The 22582-nt window shown below is 66.2% G+C and carries 23 protein-coding genes; 7 read left to right on the plus strand and 16 right to left on the minus strand.

Annotation, left to right across the window (positions count from 1 at the left end; genetic code table 11):
- Window position 1 precedes the first annotated feature (1 nt).
- The 5 genes from K9B35_RS12665 to K9B35_RS12685 form a co-directional block, all read right to left on the minus strand.
- Window positions 2–1660, minus strand: coding sequence for a bifunctional protein tyrosine phosphatase family protein/NAD(P)/FAD-dependent oxidoreductase (locus K9B35_RS12665; protein WP_224922196.1), 1659 nt, complete (start codon window positions 1658–1660; stop codon window positions 2–4).
- Between the two features lie 77 nt (window positions 1661–1737).
- Window positions 1738–2388, minus strand: a complete 651-nt coding sequence (locus K9B35_RS12670; RefSeq protein ID WP_224922197.1) for a peroxiredoxin — start codon at window positions 2386–2388, stop codon at window positions 1738–1740.
- Window positions 2381–2830 carry a DUF6691 family protein gene (locus K9B35_RS12675; RefSeq protein ID WP_224922198.1) on the minus strand — a complete coding sequence of 150 codons (450 nt, stop codon included), beginning with the start codon at window positions 2828–2830 and terminating at the stop codon, window positions 2381–2383. Before K9B35_RS12675 ends, K9B35_RS12670 begins: the two co-directional genes overlap by 8 nt.
- The gene (locus K9B35_RS12680) at window positions 2830–3249 is read right to left on the minus strand and encodes a YeeE/YedE family protein (protein WP_412103466.1); all 420 of its coding nucleotides are present in this window, start codon (window positions 3247–3249) and stop codon (window positions 2830–2832) included. Before K9B35_RS12680 ends, K9B35_RS12675 begins: the two co-directional genes overlap by 1 nt.
- Before the next feature lie 23 nt (window positions 3250–3272).
- A complete protein-coding gene (locus K9B35_RS12685) occupies window positions 3273–4199 on the minus strand; it encodes an MBL fold metallo-hydrolase (RefSeq protein ID WP_224922200.1) in 927 nt (308 codons plus the stop codon).
- A gap of 90 nt (window positions 4200–4289) precedes the next feature.
- On the opposite strand from K9B35_RS12685, the gene K9B35_RS12690 reads away from it, so the two are divergent.
- Together K9B35_RS12690 and K9B35_RS12695 are read left to right on the plus strand one after the other, a co-directional pair.
- Complete coding sequence (locus tag K9B35_RS12690) at window positions 4290–4946, plus strand: peroxiredoxin (protein ID WP_412103467.1); 657 nt, start codon at window positions 4290–4292, stop codon at window positions 4944–4946.
- A complete protein-coding gene (locus K9B35_RS12695) occupies window positions 4943–5338 on the plus strand; it encodes an ArsR/SmtB family transcription factor (protein WP_224922202.1) in 396 nt (131 codons plus the stop codon). Before K9B35_RS12690 ends, K9B35_RS12695 begins: the two co-directional genes overlap by 4 nt.
- 31 nt (window positions 5339–5369) lie before the next feature.
- Here K9B35_RS12695 and trmB read toward each other — a convergent pair whose 3' ends face one another.
- From trmB to lnt, 5 genes are all read right to left on the minus strand, one after another.
- Window positions 5370–6050 carry a tRNA (guanine(46)-N(7))-methyltransferase TrmB gene (gene trmB, locus K9B35_RS12700; protein ID WP_224922203.1) on the minus strand — a complete coding sequence of 227 codons (681 nt, stop codon included), beginning with the start codon at window positions 6048–6050 and terminating at the stop codon, window positions 5370–5372.
- Window positions 6051–6138: 88 nt separating this feature from the next.
- The gene (locus K9B35_RS12705; protein WP_224922204.1) at window positions 6139–6891 is read right to left on the minus strand and encodes an EAL domain-containing protein; all 753 of its coding nucleotides are present in this window, start codon (window positions 6889–6891) and stop codon (window positions 6139–6141) included.
- 94 nt (window positions 6892–6985) lie between these two features.
- Complete coding sequence (locus K9B35_RS12710; RefSeq protein ID WP_224922205.1) at window positions 6986–8047, minus strand: hypothetical protein; 1062 nt, start codon at window positions 8045–8047, stop codon at window positions 6986–6988.
- 131 nt (window positions 8048–8178) lie between these two features.
- A complete protein-coding gene (metK, locus tag K9B35_RS12715; protein ID WP_224922206.1) occupies window positions 8179–9390 on the minus strand; it encodes a methionine adenosyltransferase in 1212 nt (403 codons plus the stop codon).
- 84 nt (window positions 9391–9474) lie between these two features.
- Complete coding sequence (gene lnt, locus K9B35_RS12720; RefSeq protein ID WP_224922207.1) at window positions 9475–11037, minus strand: apolipoprotein N-acyltransferase; 1563 nt, start codon at window positions 11035–11037, stop codon at window positions 9475–9477.
- Between the two features lie 80 nt (window positions 11038–11117).
- On the opposite strand from lnt, the gene K9B35_RS12725 reads away from it, so the two are divergent.
- Window positions 11118–11420 (plus strand): polyhydroxyalkanoic acid system family protein, encoded by a 303-nt coding sequence (locus tag K9B35_RS12725; RefSeq protein ID WP_224922208.1) that lies wholly within the window; start codon window positions 11118–11120, stop codon window positions 11418–11420.
- 47 nt (window positions 11421–11467) lie between these two features.
- Window positions 11468–11707 (plus strand): hypothetical protein, encoded by a 240-nt coding sequence (locus tag K9B35_RS12730; protein ID WP_224922209.1) that lies wholly within the window; start codon window positions 11468–11470, stop codon window positions 11705–11707.
- Here the strand turns inward: K9B35_RS12730 and K9B35_RS12735 are convergent.
- The 6 genes from K9B35_RS12735 to miaB all read right to left on the minus strand — a co-directional run bounded on the left by K9B35_RS12735 (window position 11701) and on the right by miaB (window position 19109).
- Window positions 11701–13038, minus strand: a complete 1338-nt coding sequence (locus K9B35_RS12735; protein WP_224922210.1) for a PQQ-dependent sugar dehydrogenase — start codon at window positions 13036–13038, stop codon at window positions 11701–11703. The two genes, K9B35_RS12730 and K9B35_RS12735, sit on opposite strands and share 7 nt — an antisense overlap.
- Before the next feature lie 4 nt (window positions 13039–13042).
- Window positions 13043–13957, minus strand: a complete 915-nt coding sequence (locus K9B35_RS12740) for a hemolysin family protein (RefSeq protein ID WP_224922211.1) — start codon at window positions 13955–13957, stop codon at window positions 13043–13045.
- Between the two features lie 8 nt (window positions 13958–13965).
- Window positions 13966–14475: an rRNA maturation RNase YbeY gene (gene ybeY, locus K9B35_RS12745; protein WP_224922212.1), complete on the minus strand. Its 510-nt coding sequence runs from the start codon at window positions 14473–14475 to the stop codon at window positions 13966–13968.
- On the minus strand, window positions 14475–15488 hold the full coding sequence (locus tag K9B35_RS12750) for a PhoH family protein (protein ID WP_224922213.1): 1014 nt from the start codon (window positions 15486–15488) through the stop codon (window positions 14475–14477). The genes ybeY and K9B35_RS12750 overlap by 1 nt, the downstream gene beginning before the upstream one ends.
- A gap of 262 nt (window positions 15489–15750) precedes the next feature.
- Window positions 15751–17628, minus strand: coding sequence for a M61 family metallopeptidase (locus K9B35_RS12755; protein ID WP_224922214.1), 1878 nt, complete (start codon window positions 17626–17628; stop codon window positions 15751–15753).
- A 170-nt stretch (window positions 17629–17798) separates the two neighbouring features.
- Window positions 17799–19109 carry a tRNA (N6-isopentenyl adenosine(37)-C2)-methylthiotransferase MiaB gene (gene miaB / locus K9B35_RS12760; protein ID WP_224922215.1) on the minus strand — a complete coding sequence of 437 codons (1311 nt, stop codon included), beginning with the start codon at window positions 19107–19109 and terminating at the stop codon, window positions 17799–17801.
- Window positions 19110–19189: 80 nt separating this feature from the next.
- Here miaB and hisS point away from each other — a divergent pair, with 80 nt between their 5' ends.
- From hisS to prmC, 3 genes are all read left to right on the plus strand, one after another.
- Window positions 19190–20500: a histidine--tRNA ligase gene (hisS, locus tag K9B35_RS12765; protein ID WP_224922216.1), complete on the plus strand. Its 1311-nt coding sequence runs from the start codon at window positions 19190–19192 to the stop codon at window positions 20498–20500.
- The gene (prfA, locus tag K9B35_RS12770; protein ID WP_224922217.1) at window positions 20497–21570 is read left to right on the plus strand and encodes a peptide chain release factor 1; all 1074 of its coding nucleotides are present in this window, start codon (window positions 20497–20499) and stop codon (window positions 21568–21570) included. Before hisS ends, prfA begins: the two co-directional genes overlap by 4 nt.
- Before the next feature lie 155 nt (window positions 21571–21725).
- Window positions 21726–22547 carry a peptide chain release factor N(5)-glutamine methyltransferase gene (prmC, locus tag K9B35_RS12775; RefSeq protein WP_224922248.1) on the plus strand — a complete coding sequence of 274 codons (822 nt, stop codon included), beginning with the start codon at window positions 21726–21728 and terminating at the stop codon, window positions 22545–22547.
- Window positions 22548–22582: the final 35 nt, after the last annotated feature.

Raw genomic sequence — 22582 nt, forward strand, 5'->3', positions numbered from 1 at the left:
CTCAGGCTGCGCTACGATGCTGCGGCTGGGCCATCCATTCGCGGCCCTTGAGCATTGCGTTCCAGTAGATCCATGGGAGTGCTTCGGACTTGAGCAGCCAGGACAGGCGCTGTGGCTTGGTGCCCTCGATGATCCAGCTTGGGAAGCTGGGCAACAGCTTGCCGCCATAGCCAAACTCGGCGAGCAGGATCTTCCCGCGCTCGACGGTCAGCGGGCACGAGCCATAGCCGTCATAGACCGCCCGGGGTGGCTTGCCCGCCAGGAATGCGATCAGGTTTTCGGCGACGACCGGTGCCTGTTTGCGCGCCGCTGCCATCGTCTTGGCGTTGGGGGTCGATCCGCCATCGCCCAGACCAAAGATGTTGGCGTAGCGGACATGCTGAAGGCTGGCCTGATCGACATCGACATAGCCCGCTTCGTTGGCAAGCGGGCTGCGCGCGATAAAGGCGGGGGCCCGTTGCGGTGGCGTGACGTGGATCATGTCGAAGGATCTAGTGACCTCACCCGCCTGTTCGCGGAAGGTCGCCGTGCGATCGGCGCCATTGACCGCGATCAGCGTCGATTCGAATGCAAGGTCGATACCGTAGCGGTCGACATATTCCATCAGCGGCGGGACGAATTCCTTCACCCCGAACAGCACCGCGCCGGCGGTATGAAACTGGACATCGATATCCCGCAGCACCCCGGCGCGGCGCCAGTGATCGCAGGACAGGTACATCGCCTTTTGCGGCGCGCCCGCGCATTTGATCGGCATCGGCGGCTGAGTGAACAGGGCCGTGCCGCCCTTCAGCGAGCGGACCAGCTCCCATGTATAGGGCGCGGTGTCATAGCTGTAGTTCGAGGTGACCCCGTTCCGGCCCAGCGTCTCGGGCAGGCCGTCGACTGCCGCCCAGTCGAGCGCGATGCCGGGCGCGACGACCAACGCGCGGTATCCGATCGTGCTCCCGTCCTCCAGCGTGACGGCATCGCGCTCTGGCTGAAAGCTGGCGACTGCGCCCTTGATCCAGCGCACGCCGGCGGGGATGACGCTCGCTTCGGCGCGCCGGGTTTCGGCCACGTCGAATACGCCGCCACCGACCATCGTCCAGCCCGGCTGATAGTCATGGCTGTCACGCGGCTCGATGACGACGATGTCGAGTGTTGCGTCACGCTCAAGCAGCGACGCCGCTGTCGCGAGCCCGGCCGATCCCCCGCCGATCACGACGATGTCGGCCTTGCCTGGCCTTGCTCCCTCGGGGGGCGTGGACGGCAGCTCCAGCCGCGGGCGCAACGCCGTCAGGTCGTAACCGGCATCCGCTGCGGTGGCGATGATGCTGTCGGCAGACCGCGCTCCTGCCTGGGATAGCGCCCACAAGGTCGTCGAGCGGGTTCCGGTGCGGCAATAGGCCAGAACCGGACCGTCGAGCCGCACGAGCGCGCTGGCCATCTGCGCGACCTCTGCGTCGCCGATCTGGCCGGGAATGGCCGGAACGTGCGCAAATCCCATGCCGTGGCGCGCGGCGAGCGCCTCCATGTCCGCCGCCGACAATTGCCCGGGCTCCTCGCCATCCGGCCGATTGTCGATGATCGCACGGAATCCGTCGCGCGCCGCCTGGGCGACATCGGCTTCGCTGAGCTGGGGCGATACCGACAAGGTCGGGGTCAGGGGCTTGAACGGCATCAGGATCGTCCTTGAACAACGGTGTCGGCGGGCGTCGGCGATGCCGGGCGTCGATGACTCGACGCCCGGCACTGGGTTCAGGCCGCCACCGGGCGCGTCGAGAAATACCAGTCGGTATAGGTGAAGCCCTCGCCCTCGCGGGCCGTGGCTGCGGCGATGGTCTTTGGCGGCGAGACGATGGCGTCATCGCCGGGCTGCCAGCCGGCTGGCGTGGCAACGCCGTTGGCGTCGCTCGTCTGCATGGCGGTGACGAGGCGCACGATTTCGGGGATCGAGCGACCATTGCTCATCGGATAATAGAGCATCGCGCGCAGCACGCCTTCGGGATCGATCACGAACGTACCGCGCACGGCGGAGGTGTCGCTCGCGCCCTCATGGATCATGCCATAGGCGCGAGCCACGTCCATCTTAAGGTCTTCGATGATCGGGAAGGGGATTTCGACCCCGAACTTCTCGGCGATGTTCCGCGTCCACGCGATGTGCGAATAGATGCTGTCGATCGACAGCCCAAGCAGCTCGCAGTTCTTGCCCTTCAGTTCCGCCGCAACCTCGGCAAATCCGATGAACTCGGTGGTGCAGACGGGCGTGAAATCGGACGGGTGCGAGAACAGCACCAGCCACTTGCCCTTGTAATCGGCGAGCGCGCGGTCGCCGTGCGTGGTCTTGGCGGAAAAGGTCGGGGCGGGCGCGTTTAAGCGCGGCAGACCGATGGAGGGGGTATCAGACATTGGACGTCTCCGGGTTGCGTTGCCGTGCCGGGGTGGCAGGCAGCAGGCGGTGCAGGATCATCCCGCCGAGCATCGACGCCACAAAGATCCCAGCGGGAACGGGGGCGAGGGCGAGATCGGCGATGGCCGGGCCGGGGCAGAGACCTGCAATTCCCCAGCCGATGCCGAAGAGCACCGCGCCGCCAATCAGCGACGGATCGACATCGCGGCGGGTGGGCAGCGAGAAGCGGATATCGGCGAGCGGTGCGGCCATGCGCTTCTGCACGGCCCAGGCGAGCGCCATCGGGATCAGCGCGCCGCCCATGACAAATGCCAGCGTCGGATCCCACGCGCCGAAGATATCGAGAAAGCCGCGCACGCGCTGGGGATCGGCCATGCCCGACACGGCTAGCCCCGAACCGAACAACGCTCCGGCGACCAGGGCAAACAGGCTGCGGCGCATCATTGGACGAACCCCAGTGCGTTCATTGCGGCGACCGTCGCGATCCCCGCTGCCATGAAGCTGGCGGTGGCGATCAGCGAACGCGGCGAAAGGCGGGACATGCCGCACACGCCGTGGCCGCTGGTGCAGCCGCTGCCCAACCGCGTGCCAAAGCCGACGAGCAGGCCGCCGAGCACGATCGTTGCGAGGCTGGTCGGGAAGCGGGCTTCAACCGGGCCAAGCGCTGCCGCGATCACTGCCGCGCCCAGGGGCAGGCCGATCACGAACGCCGCCGCGACCGCCCATGGTGCGCCTTCGCCCGACAGACCGGTGGCACGTGCCGCAAGGCCACTCACACCGGCGATCCGACCGAGGCCGAGCAGCATGATTGCTGCCGCCGTCCCGATCATCAGGCCGCCGATCAGTCCCTGAACGGGCATGGCGTTTGCGAAAATGGCCTCCATCACAGCACGTCCAGCGGAATCTTGAGGTAGCGCGTGCCGTTCGATTCTGGCTCCGGCAGGTGGCCGCCGCGGATATTCACCTGAATCGACGGCAGGATCAGCTTGGGCATGGCCAGGGTGGCATCGCGGGCATCGCGCATCGCCACGAAATCATCCTCGCTTACGCCTTCATGGACATGGACATTGCCGGTGCGCTGCGCCCCGACCGTCGTTTCCCAGGCATAGCTGTCGCGTCCGACTGCCTTATAGTCATGGCAGAGGAACAGGCGGGTCTGTTCGGGCAGCGCCATCAGTCGGCGGATCGAACGGAACAGCTGGCGGGAATCGCCGCCGGGGAAATCGGCGCGCGCCGTGCCGTAATCCGGCATGAACAGCGTATCGCCGGTAAAGACGGCGTCGCCGATGACGTAGGCGAGGTCGGCCGGGGTGTGGCCCGGGACGTGCAGCGCCATCGCCTGCAACTCGCCGATCTGGAAGGTGTCGCCATCCTCGAACAGGCGATCGAATTCCGACCCGTCGCGGGCAAAATCGGTGCCCTCGTTGAAGATCTTTCCGAAGACATTCTGGACGTGGATGATCTCGCGACCAATCGCGAGCGCACCGCCCAGCTTTTCCTTGAGATAGGGTGCGGCCGACAGGTGATCGGCATGCGCGTGGGTTTCCAGCAGCCAGGTCACGGTCAAAGCCTCGTCCTGTACATAGGCGATGATCGCATCCGCCGACGCGAAGCTGGTCCGTCCGGCCGCCGGATCGAAATCGAGGACGCTGTCGACGATCGCCGCTTCGCCCGTCGCCGGATCATGCACGACGTAGCTGACGGTATTGGTGGGCTCGTCAAAGAAGCTTTTGACGACCGGCGTGTGCCCGGTGCCGCCACGGGCGTTGCCGATCATTGCTGCGGCTTGGTCGAGATGGGGATCGCTCATGGGATGCTCCGACTCAGGATTTAACAGTTACAATATGTATGTAATCGTGTATCTGAGTTGCGTCAATCGATTTGAGGTGCCAACGGGACCATGATGACTGAATCGAATTCTTCTTCCGCCGCTGCACCACAGCGTCCGCTTCGCATCGGTGACATAGCGCCCGGCTTTCAGGCACGTTCGACACTCGGCGCGGTCCGGCTGTCGGACTACCGCGGCAGATGGCTGGTCTTTTTCTCGCACCCGGCTGATTTCACGCCGGTCTGTACCAGCGAGTTCGTCAGCATCGCCAAGGCGGCCGATGCCTTTGCCGCGCTGGATTGCGGACTGCTTGGCCTGTCCGTCGACAGCCTCTATTCTCATCTCGCCTGGGTTCGCGCGATCCGCCAGAGGTTCGGCGTCACCATCCCGTTTCCAATCGTCGAGGATCCGTCGATGGTGATCGGGCGTGCCTATGGGATGATCGAGCCGCATTCGGACGATTCGTCGGCGGTCCGCGCGACATATTTTATCGATCCCGAAGGCGTGATCCGGGCAATGACCTGGTATCCCCTGAATGTCGGGCGATCGGTGGCGGAGATGCTGCGCATGGTCGCTGCGCTTCAGCGAACGGCTGGCAATGACGTCCTCGCGCCGGAGGGGTGGCGGATCGGCGACGATCTGTTGATGCCCCCGGCCCAGGATCAGCACGCTGTGCTCGCGGGGGAGGATGAACATTGGTTCTATCGGACGACGGCGGACGCGAAATGACGCTCTATGCCTCGCGTCCCGCTGCCGACGTCGCCGCCGAGCGCTTGAAGATTTACGCGCAGCCCCAGCGACTGATGATCCTCTCCCGTCTGCTCGAGGGCGAACACACGGTGAGCGAGATCGACGAAGCGACCGGCATCGGTCAGCCTGCGCTGAGCCAACAGCTCGCCGAGCTTCGACGGGCCGAAATCGTCAAGACGCGGCGCGTGTCAAAACAGGTCCATTATCGGCTCGCAGACGAGAATGTCGTGATCTGCGTGCGCGGGATCGAGGCGATGTTCGGCGGGAACGCTGACCCTGTGGGTGCGCTCAGCCTCGCGATCGGCGGCGCGACCGACAGCCGCCTCGCCAGGCGACCGTCGGGCGCAGCTGCATTCGCGCGGATCGAATGATCCCCTGCATCAGCCCTAGCCCGCTTGAACATCAACGACGACGGTAGCGGAAGTACCACACTTCATGCCCCTGCCGCCGCGCCTTGCGTTCATAGCGCGTTTCGGGCCAGTCGGCGGGGCGGGTGAGGAAATCCGCCGCGTTTTGTGCTAGCCAATCGAAATCGCGGCGCTGGTTCATCACCATCATCGACCAGCGGCAATAGGTCGGATCGTCGGTGCCAAGGCGAAATTCCGCGCCGGGCTTCAGCTTCGCCGCGATCAGGTCGAGTGGGCCGTGATTGACCATGCGCCGCTTGGCGTGGCGCGCCTTCCGCCAGGGATCGGGGTGGAGCAGATAGAGGCGGTCGAGGCTGGCATCGGGCAGCCGCTCGACGACGTCGAGCGCATCGCCCATGTGCAACCGGACATTGGTCAGGCTGCCATCGCGGATATGGCCGAGCGCGCCGGCCACACCGTTCAGGAACGGCTCGCAACCGATGAAACCGTGGTCCGGTCGCATCGCCGCCTGACCGGCGAGATGTTCGCCTGCGCCAAAGCCGATCTCGACCTCCAGCGGACGATCGTCTCCGAACAGGCGCACCGCGTCGATCGGACCATCGGCAGGGACAGCGACTTGGGGCAGGCCCTCATCGACCAGGGCCTGCTGGCCGGCGCGCAGCTTATGCCCCTTGGCGCGGCCATAGAGGCGGCGGATCGTGCTCGGATCGTTCATCGCGAGCCCCTTGGCGCAGCATGCACCGCGGGGCAAGGTTTGAGCGGTGCTGAAACGGGCGGGCAATACTGCCCGCCCGGAACCCGGCTCAGGCTGCGGGGCGCAATCGTGGCTGTTCCAGCACGCCGATCTGCGGGCGCGCGATGTAATAGCCTTGGAAATAGCGAACGCCGAGCGCGAGCAGCTTGTCGTAATCGGCACGGGTCTCGACCCCTTCCGCGATCAACCGCACTGCGCGCAACCGCGCCATCTCGATCACCTTCTCGACCAGCAGCCGGCGCGACCAGCTCGTCGACAGGCCGCGGATCAGGACGGGGTCGAGCTTGATCGCGTCAGGGGTGAAGCGCGACAGCAGCGCCAGGCCGACATCGCCCGATCCGAAATCGTCGAACGCGGTCTGCATGTGCATCTTGCGATGTGCCTCGATCGTTTCGGCCATGCGGCATCCGTCGAGCCGGTCATGCTCGGCAAATTCGAACATCAGCCGTTCGGGCGGCAGGCCGGTTTCCTTGGCGACGCGCATCGTGCGTTCGCTGTCGGCAAAGGGATCGGTGATCACATCGGGGAAGAAGTTAATCGACAGCAGTGCTGGCACCTTCAGGATGCCCGCCGAAACCGCCTGCTTGATCGCGGCGACGCGGCATTGCTGGTCGAACGCGTAGCGGTCGGCCGGCTGGATCGCGTCGATCACTTCGCGCCCCGATTCGCCATTGGGGCCGCGCACCAGCGCTTCATAGGCATAGACTTCGCCCAGCCGCGCGTCCCAGACGGGCTGGAACGCCATGGTCAGGTTAAAATCGGGCTCGGCCGTGGCCGAGGAAAAGGTCGGTACAGTCTGCATCAGCGTCTCCACCCGCTCTTATTAGGACGAGCGAAGGGCGGATGGTTAACTCGACTAGGGATTTTTGCGTAGCGGCCTGTGGAGAAGTCAGGCCCTAGTTCATTGCTCCGGAATCGACACTGATCTGACGGTCGCCCCAGGTGGCGGCGCTAGTTGCCGGGCGCTCCTTAAGGATGGCGTCCACCTGGCTGGGAAGCGGTAGCCGATCGCGCCCAGCGAAATTATACGTCTTGCCCGCGGTGAGCAGGCTGACCGACCAGGACGGGCTGTCCTTTTCGGCCAGCATGGCCGATGCGGCGGAGGGCTGGGTCCAGACCGCGATGCCCGAGTCTGACAGTGGTGCAAGGTAGCGGTCGCGCGTGCCCTGCGGTCGGTAGAGGCCGGCCTGATTGACGATGCTGCGGTCGGCGCACCACTGAACGGGTGGCGCGGCCGCCGCGTCTGCCGCCTTCTTTCGGCTGGCCGGGTTGCCCGCCATCTGCGCGAGCACAGCCTCGACCAGCGCGTTTGCGCCATTTGCGGCGACGGGCTTTGCGTCGCCGCTTAGCGCGAGTGTGTCGGTGCAATCTGCAATCGCCGCCGCAGCGGGCGCGGCCGCGATCCGCTTGGGCCAGCCCAGCGCGGCGACCGCCTCGGACGTGCGGCGCTGGAGCGAGGCGACTTCATGCGCGACCGATGAATGGCGAATTTTGACCAGCCAGTCGCCCATCGGGATCAGCGTAAGCGTCGTACTGCGCAGGTCGCTACCGGTGATCGTCCAGCCAAGCTGCAATGCCGAGGCGCTGGCTTGCCCCGGCGGGGCGAATGCGGTCGGGGTCCCCCAGGCGGTCTTGCTGCCCGTTTCCTTGCGCGTCTCCACCACCGTGCGTGACACGTCGAACCAGAGCGGCACCGACCCAGAGGTCATGCGATAGACATAGACCGAGATTTCCTCGCTATCGTCGGCCGCGCGATAATTGAAGAACAGGTCCAGCTGCGGAGCGACCACTTCGCGCCCCTGCACGCGCTTGAGGCCGATCAGCGTCGGCGGGAAGTTGAAGCCGCTATGCTTGTGCTTGTACGCCGACCCTTCGCGCGCCGCGATCGGGGCCGGTTCCTGCTGGGCGAGCGCCGGGCTCGTCAGCAGCATGATGGGCAGGGCCAGCCGAACGAACATGATGCGTCTCCGGGATTTTGCCTGATCCTGACTGCAAATCGCTGATCCGCAAGCCGAAATCGGAAGCTGCACAACAAAAGGGGCGGCGATCCGCAGACCGCCGCCCCTTTCTTGCTTCGTGACGCGAAGGATCAGGCCAGAGCGGCCTTGAGATCCTCGACCAGGTCGGTGCGCTCCCACGGGAAGAAGTCGCCTTCGGGCTTGCGGCCGAAGTGACCATAGGCCGCGGTCGGGCCATAGATCGGCTTGTTCAGCTTGAGGTGCGTGCGGATGCCGCGCGGGGTGAGGCCGCCCAGCTTCTCGATGCCCTGAATCGCCTGCTCGATCTGGTCGTCGCTGACGGTGCCGGTGCCATGCGTGTCGACATAGAGCGACAGCGGCTTGCTGACGCCGATCGCATACGCCAGCTGGATCGTGCAGCGCTGGGCGAGGCCGGCCGCGACGATGTTCTTGGCGAGGTAGCGGGTGATGTACGCTGCCGAGCGATCGACCTTGGTCGGATCCTTGCCGCTGAACGCGCCGCCACCGTGCGGAGCCGCGCCACCGTAGGTGTCGACGATGATCTTGCGGCCGGTCAGGCCGGCATCGCCGTCAGGGCCGCCGATTTCGAAGCTGCCGGTCGGGTTGATGTGATATTCGGTCGCGTCGCTGAGCAGCTCGGCCGGGATCACGTCGGCGATGACCGACTTCACATAGGCCTTAAGCTCGGCTTCCTGCTCGCCCTGGTCATAGCCCTTGGCGTGCTGGGTCGAGACCACGACTGCGGTGCAGGCGACGGCTTTGCTGCCCTCGTAACGCAGCGTGACCTGGCTCTTGGTGTCGGGCTCGAGGAACGGGGCTGCGCCCGAATGGCGGTCGGCGGCCATGCGCTCAAGGATCTTGTGGCTATAGTCCAGCGTCGCCGGCATCAGATCCGGGGTGTCGTTCGCGGCATAGCCGAACATGATCCCCTGATCGCCCGCGCCCTCGTCCTTGTTGTCGCCGGCATCGACGCCCTGCGCGATGTGCGCCGACTGCGGGTGCAGGTTGTTCTCGAAGCGCAGCGTCTCCCAGTGGAAGCCGTCCTGCTCGTAACCGATCCGCTTGACGGTATCGCGGACGGCCTTTTCGACCTCGTCCTTGACGCCGGGCGCCCAGTTGCCGGCTTCGTCCATGATGCCCTTGCCGCGGATTTCACCTGCGAGCACGACCAACTGGGTGGTGGTCAGCGTCTCGCACGCGATGCGCGCTTCGGGGTCCTTGGACAGGAACAGGTCGACGATGGCGTCGGAAATCTGGTCGGAAACCTTGTCCGGATGGCCTTCGGACACCGATTCGGACGTGAAGAGATAGCTGGAACGCATGGTTTTCCTCAAAAAAAGCCGGGCCGTTGCCATGCCCGGCTGGGGGTAAGGGAAGATATAAAGCTTCCCTTATATCGCGCCGCCCTAACGAGCGAAGCGGCGGAAGGCAATGGCGATGGCGAACAGCAATGCCGCGACGAGTGCCGCCGCGAGATTGCCGAGCCGGGCGAACAGGGTGGGGGGCAGCGCCGACGGCATCGGAGCCTCGATCGCCTTTGCTTCGCCCATTTCTGCCGACGCGACGATGCCGCCGCGCGCGTCGATGATCGCGGAGATACCGGTCGGGGTGGCGCGCAGGATTGGCAGCCCTTCCTCGATCGCGCGCATCCGCGCCTGCGCCAGATGCTGGGGCGGACCCCAGGCGCCGAACCACGCGTCGTTCGACGGGTTGAACAGGATCGCCGGGCGGTTGGCCGGATCGACCGTTTGCCCTGAGAAGATGATCTCGTAACAGATTTGCATGCCGACATTGCCGAAGCCGGGGACGGTCATCGTCTTTGGCCCGGGGCCCGGCTCGAAATCGATCTCGCCCGCCACCAGCCGCGACAGGCCGAGCGGTTCGAGGATCGGGCGCATCGGCAGATATTCGCCATAGGGGACCAGATGCGCCTTGTCGTAGCGGCCAAGGATCGTCCCGCTGGCGTCGATCGCGAACACCGAATTGGTCGCGGCGTCGAGCGTGTCGTCGCCCTTGAACAACAGGCCGTTGCCGCCGACCAGCGCGATGTCCTTCGGTCCCAACGTCTGCGCGATCATCCTGCGGACGGTGCGGGGATCGTTCCTGGCGTACCAGGCGGCGGGATAGCCCTCCTCCAGCCAGTAATCGACGGTCCCTTCGGGCCAGACGATCAGGCGCGGGACCGGGCCGCCGGGCAGGATGGTGGCGGTGTCGTTGGACAGGCGGATCAGCTCGCTCAACGCCTTTTGCGCATAGCTGCCGTCGAGTACGGTTTCCTGCCCGATATTGGGCTGGAGCACTCGGACGATGGGGCGGACGGGCTCATTGGCCGAACGCGTGGCCTGAAGTTCGATCCCGCTTAGCGCCAGCAGCGCGACGGTGATCGCGACCGCGGCGGGGAAGCGCCAGTGGCGCTGAGTGGCGAGCAGCAGAGCCCCCGCGACGAGGATGGTCAGACCCGACAGCGCATAGCTGCCAATCCAGCTTGCGGTTTGCGCGACACCCGGCACCGGGAGCCAGATCACGCCAAGCGGGTTCCACGGATAGCCGGTGAACATCACGGCGCGCAGATATTCGGCGACGATCCATGCGGCACCCGCGACGAGCACGAATGACAGGTCGAGCTTGCGCCGCTGCCCGAACCGCCACGTCAGCCCCATCGCCAGCGCCGGATAGATGGCGAGGTAGAGCGAGAGCAGGACCACCGCGACATAGCCGAGTTCGGCCGGCATCTTGTCCTGATAGGTGAAGGCGTGCTGGATCCAGTTGTTGCCGACGGTGAAATGGCCAAGGCCGAACCACCAGCCGCGTAGCAGCGCCTGCTTCAGCGTCGGTGCCTCATGCGTCAGCCGCAGCAGGATGGCGAAGCACACCAGCACCGCGACCCACCAGTCGAGCGGGGCGAAAGCGGTTGCGGACACGGCGCCGGTCAGCAGCGCGATCAGGCGGGGACGAGGCAGGGCAGACATGACGGCCACGCTATCGGGCCGGACGGTGACAGATACAAGCGTCGTGCGTATTATGGACTCAGCACACCAGAGGAATAGTCATGCCCGAACCCGTCACCGTCGATATCCCCCACAAGCTTGGACGCGACGCGGCGCGGGCGCGGATCGCCGGCGGGGTGGGCAAGATCGGGTCGATGTTTCCGGGCGGCGGCACGGTAGATGAGCGGTGGGAGGGCGATACGCTCCACTTCACCGTCACTGCACTCGGCCAGAGCGTCGCCAGCCGCCTCGAAATCCACGACGCCCATGTCCATGCCGAAGTCGATCTGCCGCCGATGCTCGCGCTGTTCGCGGGCAAGATCCGCGAGAAGCTGATGCAGGAAGCGCCCAAGCTGTTGAAATAGGGAACCGCGCTTCGCCCTCGCGGTTTTCTGCGGCGAGGAGACACGCGATGAATCGATCGCCCCGCCCGTGGCCGCTGCTTGCCGTCGCCCTGCTCGCCACCGGCGTGCTGGGCAGTTGCGCGGGCACGGTCGCTGCCCACTACACCGTCACCGGGATGCTCCCGCTTGCCCCGTCAGGCGCAGTGCCAGAATATCAGGCAGAGCTGCGCGTCAGCGACGCGGTCGCACCCGCCTGGAGCGAGCAAGCGGGCTATTCCGACTTGTCCTACACCAGCGCCGATTACTGAGCCGGGGCGCTGACCCGCCAGATCGTGTTGCCGACATCGTCTGCGACCAGGAGCGCGCCGGTGCGGTCCGCGGTTACGCCGACCGGACGCCCCTGTGCCTTGCCCTTGGCGTCGAGGAAGCCGGTGAGGACGTCGACCGGCTTGGCATCGGGCACCGGCAAACCGCGCTCCCCGAACGGGACGAATACCACCTTGTAGCCCGATGCGGGCACACGGTTCCACGATCCGTGCAGGCCGACGAACGCGCCTTTGGCGAACGCGCTGCCGAGCTTCACGTCAGTGGCGAAGGTCAGGCCGAGCGGGGCGGTGTGCGGCCCCATCGAATAGCTCGGTCGCGCGCTATATTCGCGCAGGTCGGGCCGCTCGGGCTGAACCCGCTCATCGACATAGCCGCCCCAGTAATTCCACGGCCAGCCGAAAAACTGGCCGATCGTCACCTGGGTCAGATAATCGGGCGGGCCGTCCGAGCCGAGCATGTCCCGCTCATTGACCACGGTCCACAACCGCTGCGTCTCCGGGTGGAGCGCAAGGCCAATCGGATTGCGTAGCCCCGCGGCGAAGATGCGGAAACGTTTGGTCCGCGGATCGACCTCAAGGATCGTCGCGCGGTTCTTTTCCGCCTCAAGGCCGTTTTCGGCGATGTTCGATGCAGAGCCCACGCTGACCAGCAACGTGCCTTCTGGCCCGGCGATCACGTCGCGGGTCCAGTGATTGCCGCCGCCGGGCAGGTCGACAACCTTTTCGCCCTTGCCGGTGATCTTGGTCACGCCCGGTTTGAACGGGAAGCGGATCAGCGCATTATGGTTGGCGACGTAGAGCGTCTCGCCGACCAGTACCATGCCGAACGGCGACTCAAGCCCGTTGTCGGCGGTCAGCAGCACCGAGCGCGCTTCGGCCACGCCATCGCCATTGGTGTCGCGGAGCAGGGTGATGCGGTTGGCCGATGGCACGCCGGCGCCGGCGCGGCTCATCAGGCGCTTCATCACCAGCCCGGTGACGCCGCCCCCTTCGCGCGGCGGCGAATTGCTTTCGGCGACGAGCACATCGCCATTGGGGAGGCGATAGAGCCAGCGCGGGTGATCAAGGCCGGTGGCAAAGGCGTTGACCGCCAGCCCCTTGGCCGCGACCGGCTTCGCGCCTGCAGGCCAGCCGACCGCTTGGGCGATCTTCACCGTCGGGAAGGTCTGGGCGCGCGGATCGACCAGTTTGGGCCGCACCCCGCTCGTCGCCTCCACGCTGAGCTGCGCGACATCGGGGCGCGTGGCGAACCAATAGGTGCCGGCGCCGATGACGACGATTGCGGCGGTGGCGATCAGGAGTTTGCGGCGCACTGGGTCAGTCCTCGGGTTCGACTAATTCTTCGGGCGGGTGCAAACGCAGGCGACGGACGCGGGTTGCGTCGGCCTCCAGCACTTCGAGCGTCCAGCCGCTGGGATGCTTGAGGCATTCGCCGGCTTCCGGAACATGGCCGGCGAGGATGAAGGCGAGCCCGCCGAGCGTTTCGATATCCTCCTCGACCTCGCCCAGCCGCGGATCGATCGCCGCGGCGACATCCTCCAGCTCGGCGCGCGCGTCGGCGTCCCAGCCGCCATTTTCGAGCGGGATCCAGAGCGCTTCGGGCGCGTCGTCATGCTCGTCGTCGATCTCGCCGACGATTTCCTCGACCAGATCCTCGATCGTGATCAGCCCGTCGGTCCCCGAATATTCGTCGAGGACGATTGCCAGGTGGGTGCGGCTCGCCTGCATCTGCGCGAGCAGGTCGAGCGTCCCCATCGATTGCGGGACATAGAGCGGCTGGCGCATCAGATCGGTGATCTTCGACGGCGGACCGGCCCCGGCGGCAAGCACGGTGAACACGTCCTTGATGTGAATCATGCCGATGACGCGGTCGAGCTTTTCGCGATAGACCGGCAGGCGGCTATGCCCCGCTTCGGCGAAGATCTGGACCAGTTCGGCGAAGCTGGTCGCTTCGTCCACGGCAATGACATCGGCGCGCGGCACGCCGACATCGCCCGCGTCGCGCTCACCGAAATGGAGGAGGTTGCGGAGCATCTTGCGCTCCAGCGGCGAGAGGTCGCCCTTCGCGGACTTGCGGTCCGTGCCCTCTTCCGCCTCGTCGATCGCGTCCTCGATGCGTTCGCGCAGCGTTTCATTCTGCTCGTCGCCAAAGAGCAAAGAGCGAAGCCCGCGCCATATTCCGCCGTCGCCGCTACTGTCGCCGTTCCCGTTGCTACTGGGGCCGTCCGCCATCTTAGAGTTCAATCCTCGCGTATCAGATAGGGGTCAGGGATCCCCAAGGTTGCAAGCGCGGTGCGCTCCATCGACTCCATCGCCTCGGCTTCGGAATCCCCCTGATGGTCATAGCCTAGCAAATGCAGCACGCCATGGACAATCAGGTGCGTGGCATGCTGCTCGACCGAAATGCCCTTTTCCTCGGCTTCGCGCTCGCAAACGCCCTGCGCGAGGATGATGTCGCCCAGAATTACCTCACCATCGTCGCTGTTCTGCGTCAGCGATTCGATCAGGTCGGGCTCGATCATCGGGAAGGACAGGACGTTGGTCGGCTTGTCCTTCTGCCGATATTGCGCGTTGAGCTGATGCACCTCGGCATCGTCGGTCAGGCGCACGGCGATCTCGATCATCGCGTCGCTGGTCGACAGATAGCCATAGGGCGTCTGATCAACCGCAGCGGCGGCGGCCTTCATCCCCAGTGCATCCCAGTCGAGTTCGGGCCAGCCGGGTTCTGCCTGGACGGCAACGTCAAGCATCAGCCCTGATCCCCGCCTTCATACGCCTCGACGATCCGCCCGACGATCGGGTGGCGGACGACGTCGCCGATACCGAAGCGGACGAACGCCATGCCGTCGATCCCCTCGAGCTTGTTGACCGCATCGTTGAGGCCGCTCGCCGACGGACCGCCGGGCAGATCGGTCTGCTTGGGGTCGCCGCACACCACCATGCGGCTGTTTTGGCCAAAGCGGGTGAGGAACATCTTCATCTGCATCGGCGTGGTATTTTGCGCCTCGTCGAGGATCACGAAGGCATCGGCAAGGGTGCGGCCGCGCATGAACGCGATCGGGGCGATCTCGATCTCGCCGCTCGCGATGCGCCGCTCGACCTGTTCGGCGGGCAGGCAATCGTAGAGCGCGTCGTAGAGCGGGCGCAGATAGGGGTCGACCTTGTCCTTCATGTCGCCGGGGAGGAAGCCCAGCCGCTCGCCCGCCTCGACCGCGGGGCGCGACAGGATCAGACGCTTGACCGACCCGGTGATGAGCTGCGCCACCGCCTGCGCCACCGCGAGATAGGTCTTGCCGGTGCCCGCCGGACCGAGTGCGAAGATGATGTCGTTGGACACCAGCGCGCGCATATAGGTCGTCTGGGTCAGCGAGCGCGGGACGATCGTCTTGTTGCGCGTGCGGATCATGATCGGCGGGGCGCTACCGCCGGATTCGTCATTCTCGGCGCGGACGATGCCGGTCAGCATCGGTTCGGTCGCCATCGCGATCACCGCGTCGATCAGGCCGGTGTCGATCGCCTCGCCCCGGATCACCCGGCTGTGCAGTTCGATCAGCACTTCGCGGGCATGCGCGACAGCCTCGGCGCTGCCCTCGATCACCACGCGTTGTCCGCGGGCGTGGATATAGACGCCGAGCCGCTCCTCCAGCGCGAGGATGTTGCTGTCATATTCGCCGAACAATTGCGGGAGCAGCTGCGGGCGGTCGAAATTGACCTCGACGCGGGCGCGCTGACCATGCTGGGCGGGGACTGGCTTGCGGCTCATGCGGTCCTTTCGGTGGCTGGAACGTCACACAGGTCATGGGTTTGCGCGATCATCGACGCGCGCGGCGGCAGACGAAGCTGACAAAAATGCACGTATGAGGGCGACTGCGGGCCATGAAGGGCCGAACCGGTTTTCAGCGCGGAGGTTCCGTTTCGCATGTCGTGATGCGAGGATGGCAGAGGCGGGCCGCGTAGGACAGCGGAAATGCTGCCCCGATGCCGATTGGCACCGGGGGTGACGCAGCGGGGCAACAGTGGGTGGTTCAGTCCGTGCCGAGCCAGGCGCGGCGGAAGGCGATCTGCTCCGGCGTCAGCGTGCCGCCAGTCCTTTCCAGCCTGACGATCGTCAGCTTCGGATCGGCAACCGGGGTGATCGTCGCGCTGCCCGGACCGGCGCGGGTGGCAAAGGTGATCGCGACAGGCTGGCCCGGCTTCATCGCGGCGAGCGCGGCGCGCCAGTCGGCGGGGCTGGCGATCGGCTTGCCATCGACCGCGACGATCGTGTCGCCGCGATTCAGCCCGGCGGCGTAGATCGGGCTGCCGGGGACGGGGATTTCCGCAAGCCGGACAGGTTCGTCGCCGCCGCCGGTGACGTTGGCGGCACCAATCCACGCGCGGCTTGCGTCGGCCGGGCGCAGCACCAGCCCGGCCTGGGCGAGCAACGGCGCGAAATCGGGCAGGGCGCTGCCCCGGATATGCGCGTCGAAGAACGCCTTGGCGAAGGCCGGGTCGCGGGTCAGTTCGGCAAGGCCCGTTTCGAGATCGGCCGGGGTATAGGGTTTGACCGGGGCGAAGCCCTGCTGCGCCTCACCATGCCGCTTCCACAAATGGCGCATATAGGCGTCGAGATCGGTGTCGAAGCGCTGGCGCAGCGTCAGATCGAGCGCGAGCGCGACCACCGCGCCATAGGGGTAATAGGAAGCGAAGATCCGCTCATTCACCGGATCGATCGACGCGGCGGCATCGACGAACGGCGCGCGCAGGCTCATTTCCTGCGGCGACCCGTAGCGGCGGGCGGAGTTGTTAACGATGAAGTCCAGCGTTCCGCCCAGCCCCGCGAGCGTGGCGTCCAGCGTGGCTTCCTTCGCGCGCAGGATCGCGAGCGGGCCGTAATATTGCGTGAAGCCCTCCGCGAACCACAAGGACGGCGAGGGATCAGCCTGGGTAAAGTCAAAGGGCTCCAGCTCCGCCGGGCGCAGCCGCTCGACATTCCAGGCATGGATGAATTCATGGCTGAGCGTGCCGAGCTGGGCGAACTTGCCCGCTTCCAGCGTGCGCGGCTGGCTGATGATCGTTGAGTTGCGGTGCTCCATCCCGTCGCCGCTGATCTGCGGGACGTAATCGGCGATGAAGGTGTAGGTGCCGAAATCGAACTCTGGCGCGGTGCCGAAAATGCGGATCTGTTCGGCCACCACCTTCTTCGCCTTTTCGGCATAGGCATCGACCGTTTCCGGGGTGTCGGCGCTGTGAACGGCGAGGCGCATCGTCTGGGTCTTGCCGCCCGAAGTGATCGTCCATGTGCGCACATGGTGGTCGGACAGCTCGGTCGGGCTGTCGAGCAGATACTGGAGGTGCGGCGCCCAGAAGGTCGTGGCGCTGCCGCTCACCGGCGCGAGCTGGGTCGCGATCTTCCATTTCGGGTCGGCCGGGCGGAAGGTGACGCGGATCGGGCGGTCGTCATAGCCGCTCGCCCAGATCAGCGTCGCGGGCATGTTGAGGTGCGCGTGGGCCTGGTCGATCTGGCTGTAGGTGCCGTCGCCACGGTCGCCATACAGCGTGTAGGCGAAGGTCACGGTGCCGTCATGGCCAGTGACCCGCCAGCTGTACGGGTCGCTGCGGTCGATCTTCAGGTCGCGGCCCGCGCTGTCCTTGGCCGAGACCGAATAGACGTTCTTGGCGAATTCATGGATCGCGTAGCGGCCGGGGGAGGAGCGGGCCATCCGGAACTCGACCGCGCCGGGCTTGAGGTCGCGATAGGTGACCGCAATCCGCGCCTCACGATGCGCGGCGTTGTCGAAGCTGAGCTCGTAGGCGACCGGGGCGTTGGGGCCGGGGTCTCTGGCTTGCTGTGCGAGCGCGGTGGTGGCGAGGAGGAGCGGGGTAGCCAGCGCGACGAGGCGGGCGGTCGAGGTCAGGTTCATCGGCGGAAACTGGCCGAGCGGGCGGGCGGTGTCCAGATGGGGGCGGCTAAGAGCTTGTCACCCCGGCCTTGTGCCGGGGTCCACGGTGCCGCGCTTCCGGCGATCGAGCCTCTTGCTCCGCGCCTCACCTCCCGGTGGACCCCGGCATAAGGCCGGGGTGACGAAGGCGGTTAGAGCGCCACACCCGCCAGCGAATTGGGATCGGCCCGCACAACCTCCACTTCGATCAGATCGCCGATCGCCGCATCGGTCATCAGGTGCACCGACTGAAGCCAGGGCGATTTGCCGAGCATTTGCCCCGGCAGCTTGCCCTTGCGCTCGATCAGCACCGAACAGGTGCGGCCTAATGTCGCGGCGTTGAACGCGGCCTGATCGCGGTTGAGTGCGGCCTGCAGGCGCTGGAGGCGGTCGTCCATGACTTCCTCGGGTACCGCGCCGTCCATCTCCGCCGCCGGGGTGCCGGGGCGGGGCGAGTATTTGAAGCTGAAACACTGGGCATAGCCGACCGCGTCGACCAGGCTCAGCGTGTCCCGGAACTCCTCTTCGGTCTCGCCGGGGAAGCCGACGATGAAGTCGCCCGACAGCGCGATGTCGGGGCGGATGGCGCGGACGCGGTCGAGGATGCGCAGGTATGAATCGCGGCTGTGGCTGCGGTTCATGGCTTTCAGGATGCGGTCATTGCCCGCCTGCACCGGGAGATGGAGGAAAGGCATCAGCTTTGCGACCTCCGCATGCGCGCGGATCAGGCCTTCCTTCATGTCGTTGGGATGGCTGGTCGTGTAGCGGATGCGTGCGAGCCCCGAAATCTTGTCGAGCGCGGCGATCAGGCCGTGCAGGCCGGTGCCGGCGTCATCGTCCCACGCATTGACGTTCTGGCCGAGCAGCGTGATCTCGCGCGCGCCGGCATCGACCAGCGACTTGGCCTCATCCACGATCGCGGCGAACGGGCGGCTGACCTCGGCGCCGCGCGTATAGGGGACGACGCAATAGGTGCAGAATTTGTCGCACCCTTCCTGCACCGTCAGGAACGCGGAGGGGCCGACGCGGCGGCGGCTGGGAAGCGCGCCGAACTTGCTGGCGGCGGGCATGTCGATGTCGGTCGCGGCGGTGCCGGAGGCGGCCTGGGCGATCAGGGCGGGCAAATTGTGATAGGCCTGTGGGCCGACGACCACGTCCACCTTGGCGCGGCGAATAATCTCGTCGCCTTCGGCCTGAGCGACGCACCCGGCGATAGCGATCATCGGGGCGGCGCGCTCGGCGTTGCGGGCCTTTTTGCGGAGGTGGCCGATGTCCGAATAGACGCGGTCGGTCGCCTTTTCGCGGATGTGACAGGTGTTGAGCACGACCAGATCGGCGCTGTCGGCATCCGCAGCGGCGGTCATGCCCTGTGCCGCCATCAGCTCGGCCATGCGCTCGCCGTCATAGACGTTCATCTGACAGCCGAAGGATTTGACGTGATAGGTCTTGGGGGTGGCGCTCATGGCGCGGGCCTATAGTCGAAAGGGGGCGGTGCGTGAACAATCTTCCCTTCCGGCCCCCTAGCCAATAGAGACCCGCCCACATGGCACGGATCGAAACCCCCCGCCGCGTGCGCGGCACGCAGGATATTTTTGGCGACGAGCAGCGCCGCTTTGCGCGCGTGGTCGAGGCGTTCGAGCATGTGCGGCGGCTATACTGCTTCCAGCAGGTGCAAGTGCCGGTGTTCGAATCCACGGCGGTTTTCGCGCGCTCGATGGGCGAGACGTCGGACGTGGTGTCGAAGGAGATGTATACCTTCCCCGACCGCGGCGACGATCTGTTGACGCTGCGGCCCGAATTCACCGCGGGGATTTGCCGCGCGTACATCACCGAGGGGTGGCAGCAATTCGCGCCGCTCAAGCTGACCACGCACGGCCCGGTGTTCCGCTACGAACGCCCGCAAAAGGGGCGGTACCGCCAGTTCCACCAGATCGACGCCGAGATCATCGGCGCGGCGGAACCGCAGGCCGATGTCGAGCTGCTGACGATGGCCGACCAGCTGCTCAAGGAGCTGGGGATCGCCGAGGGCGTGACGCTGCAGCTCAACACGCTGGGCGATGCTGAGACGCGCGAGGCGTGGCGCGCGGCGTTGGTGGCGCATTTCGAGGCGCATCGTGGGGAGTTGTCGGAGGACAGCCTGACGCGGCTCGAGAAGAACCCGATGCGGATTCTGGATTCGAAAGACCCGCGCGACCGGCCGGTTGCGGATTCGGCGCCGGACATCGATGCGTATCTGACCGATGAAGCGCGGGCTTTTTTCGACGCAGTGACCAGCGGGCTGGATGCGGCAGGCGTCGCGTGGACGCGCAACGCGCGGCTGGTGCGCGGGCTCGACTATTACCGCCACACTGCGTTCGAGTTCGTCACCGACCGGCTGGGAGCGCAGGGCACGGTGCTGGCCGGTGGGCGCTATGACGGGCTGATCGGCAATCTCGGCGGGCCGGAGACGCCGGGCGTGGGCTGGGCCGCCGGGATCGAGCGGTTGGGGATGTTGCTCGATCCCCCGCCCATTCGCGTGCCTGAGTTGCTGTTCATCGCTGCAAACGACGAGTCACGCCTCCTCACCAGCGAACTACTCGCTCTCGCTCGAGCAGGCGGCATCGAAGCGAATATGGCGTTTAAGGGATCTGCTAAAAAGCAATTCGAGAAGGCGAAGCGCGACCTCAGCGCCGCCCGAGTTGTTAGTGTTGAGGCAAATGCGGACGCCTCAGCGATCGGGTCATTTCGCCTTCAAAATCTTTGGTATGAAGCAGCACCTGTCCGCGCCCGTTTAAAAGAAGTCGTCGAGGCAAACTTCGTCTTTGATGATAACGCGGAAACCCGCGTCATTTCGCTGTTGAAGCGTAAACGGTGACCCGCATCTCCCCCGAGCGGATCGCGCAGATCGAGGCGCGGCGGGATGAGCTGTCGGCGATGATGGCGACCGGTGACCTGCCGTCGGATCGCTTCGTCGCGGTGTCCAAGGAATATGCCGAGCTGGAGCCGGTCGCGGCGGCGGCGGGCGAGGTCCGGCGGCTGCGCGCCGAGGCGGTGAGCCTGGCGGCGATGACGCGCGACGCCGACGCCGAGCTGCGCGCGATGGCGGGCGAGGAATTGCGCGCGAACGAGGCGGCGCTGGCGCAGGCCGACCACCGCCTCGCGCTGGCGCTGTTGCCGCGCGACGCGGCGGACGAGCGCGCGGCGATGCTCGAAATCCGCGCCGGGACCGGCGGGGACGAGGCCGGGCTGTTCGCGGGCGACCTGCTGCGCATGTACACCCGCTATGCCGAGCGGCAGGGGTGGAAGGTTGAGTTGATCTCTGCGTCCACCTCGGAAGCCGGGGGCTATAAGGAAGTCGTCGCCAGTGTCGCGGGCAAGGGCGTGTTCGCCAAGCTGAAGTTTGAGAGCGGCGTGCATCGCGTCCAGCGCGTGCCGGTGACCGAAAGCGGCGGGCGCATCCACACCTCCGCCGCGACCGTCGCCGTGCTGCCCGAAGCCGAAGAGGTCGATGTCGACATCCGGAATGAGGATCTGCGCATCGACATCTATCGCGCGTCGGGCGCGGGCGGGCAGCACGTCAACACCACCGACTCCGCGGTGCGGCTGACGCATATTCCGACCGGGCTGGTGGTGATCCAGCAGGATCAGCGGTCGCAGCACAAGAACCGCGACAAGGCGATGCAGGTGCTGCGCACGCGGCTGTACGAGCTGGAGCGCGAGCGGCTGGCGAGTGAGCGCTCGGGCGCGCGCAAGTCGATGGTGGGCTCTGGCGACCGGTCGGAGCGGATCCGCACGTATAACTTCCCGCAGGGGCGGGTGACCGACCACCGCATCAACCTGACCCTCCACCGCCTGCCCGAGATCCTCGAAGGCGAGATGGACGAACTGGTCGGCGCGCTGGTGTCCGAGGATGAGGCGGAGCGGCTGGCGGCGCTGGATTCGTGAGATTGGGCGGTCGTTCCAGCAGTTGTCACCCCGGCCTTGTGCCGGGGTCCACCGGGAGGCTGGGCGCGAAGCAAGAGGCTCAATCGCAGGAAGCGCGGCACCGTGGACCCCGGCACAAGGCCGGGGTGACGAGGTAGTTGGTGGTGAGCGAGCGAATGGTCCGCGCAGCCATTGCCAACGCGGCTTCGCGCATTGCCTCCGCCACGCCGCGGCTCGATGCTGAGCTATTGATGGCGCATGCACTGGGGGTGTCGCATCAGGATTTGCTGCTCAAGCATCTGGGCGATCCCGCTCCGGCCAGCTTCGATGCACTGGTCCAACGCCGCCTGAACCACGAGCCGGTCGCCTACATCACCGGCTCACGCGGCTTCTGGAGCGTCGAGATTGGCGTCGGCCCAGGCGTGCTGGTGCCGCGCGCCGACAGCGAGACGCTGATCGAGGCAGGGGTGGCGCATTTCGTCGGAACGGACGGCCCCAAGCGTGTGCTGGACCTCGGCACCGGGCCAGGGACGTTGTTGCTGGCGGCACTGGCGGAGTGGCCCGACGCGACGGGGCTCGGTGTCGACGCGTCGGATATCTCGATCGACTATGCGCGCGCCAACGCCGACGCTCTGGGCATTGCATCGCGGGTAGATCTGCGGCGCGGCGACTGGGCCCACGACGTCGACGGCCAGTTCGACCTGATCCTGTGCAACCCGCCATATATCGGCATCGCCGAGGAACTGGGGCCGGAAGTGCGCGACCATGAGCCACCCTCCGCCCTGATCGCGGGTGCCGATGGGCTGGACGACTACCGCCGGATCATTCCCGACCTCCCCCGCCTGCTCGCGCCGGGCGGGATCGCGGTGCTGGAGATCGGCTGGACGCAGGCCGAGGCGGTGTCGCAACTGATGCGCGCTGCGGGGCTCGACCCGGTTCTGCACCACGACCTGGGCGGGCGGCCGCGGGCGGTTGCGGCCAAAATGCCGCTAAGTTGAACTATCGCTGCGCCGAACCAAGATAGGGCTTGGAG

Source organism: Sphingomonas sp. R647 (assembly GCF_020177055.1).
Lineage (GTDB): Bacteria > Pseudomonadota > Alphaproteobacteria > Sphingomonadales > Sphingomonadaceae > Sphingomonas.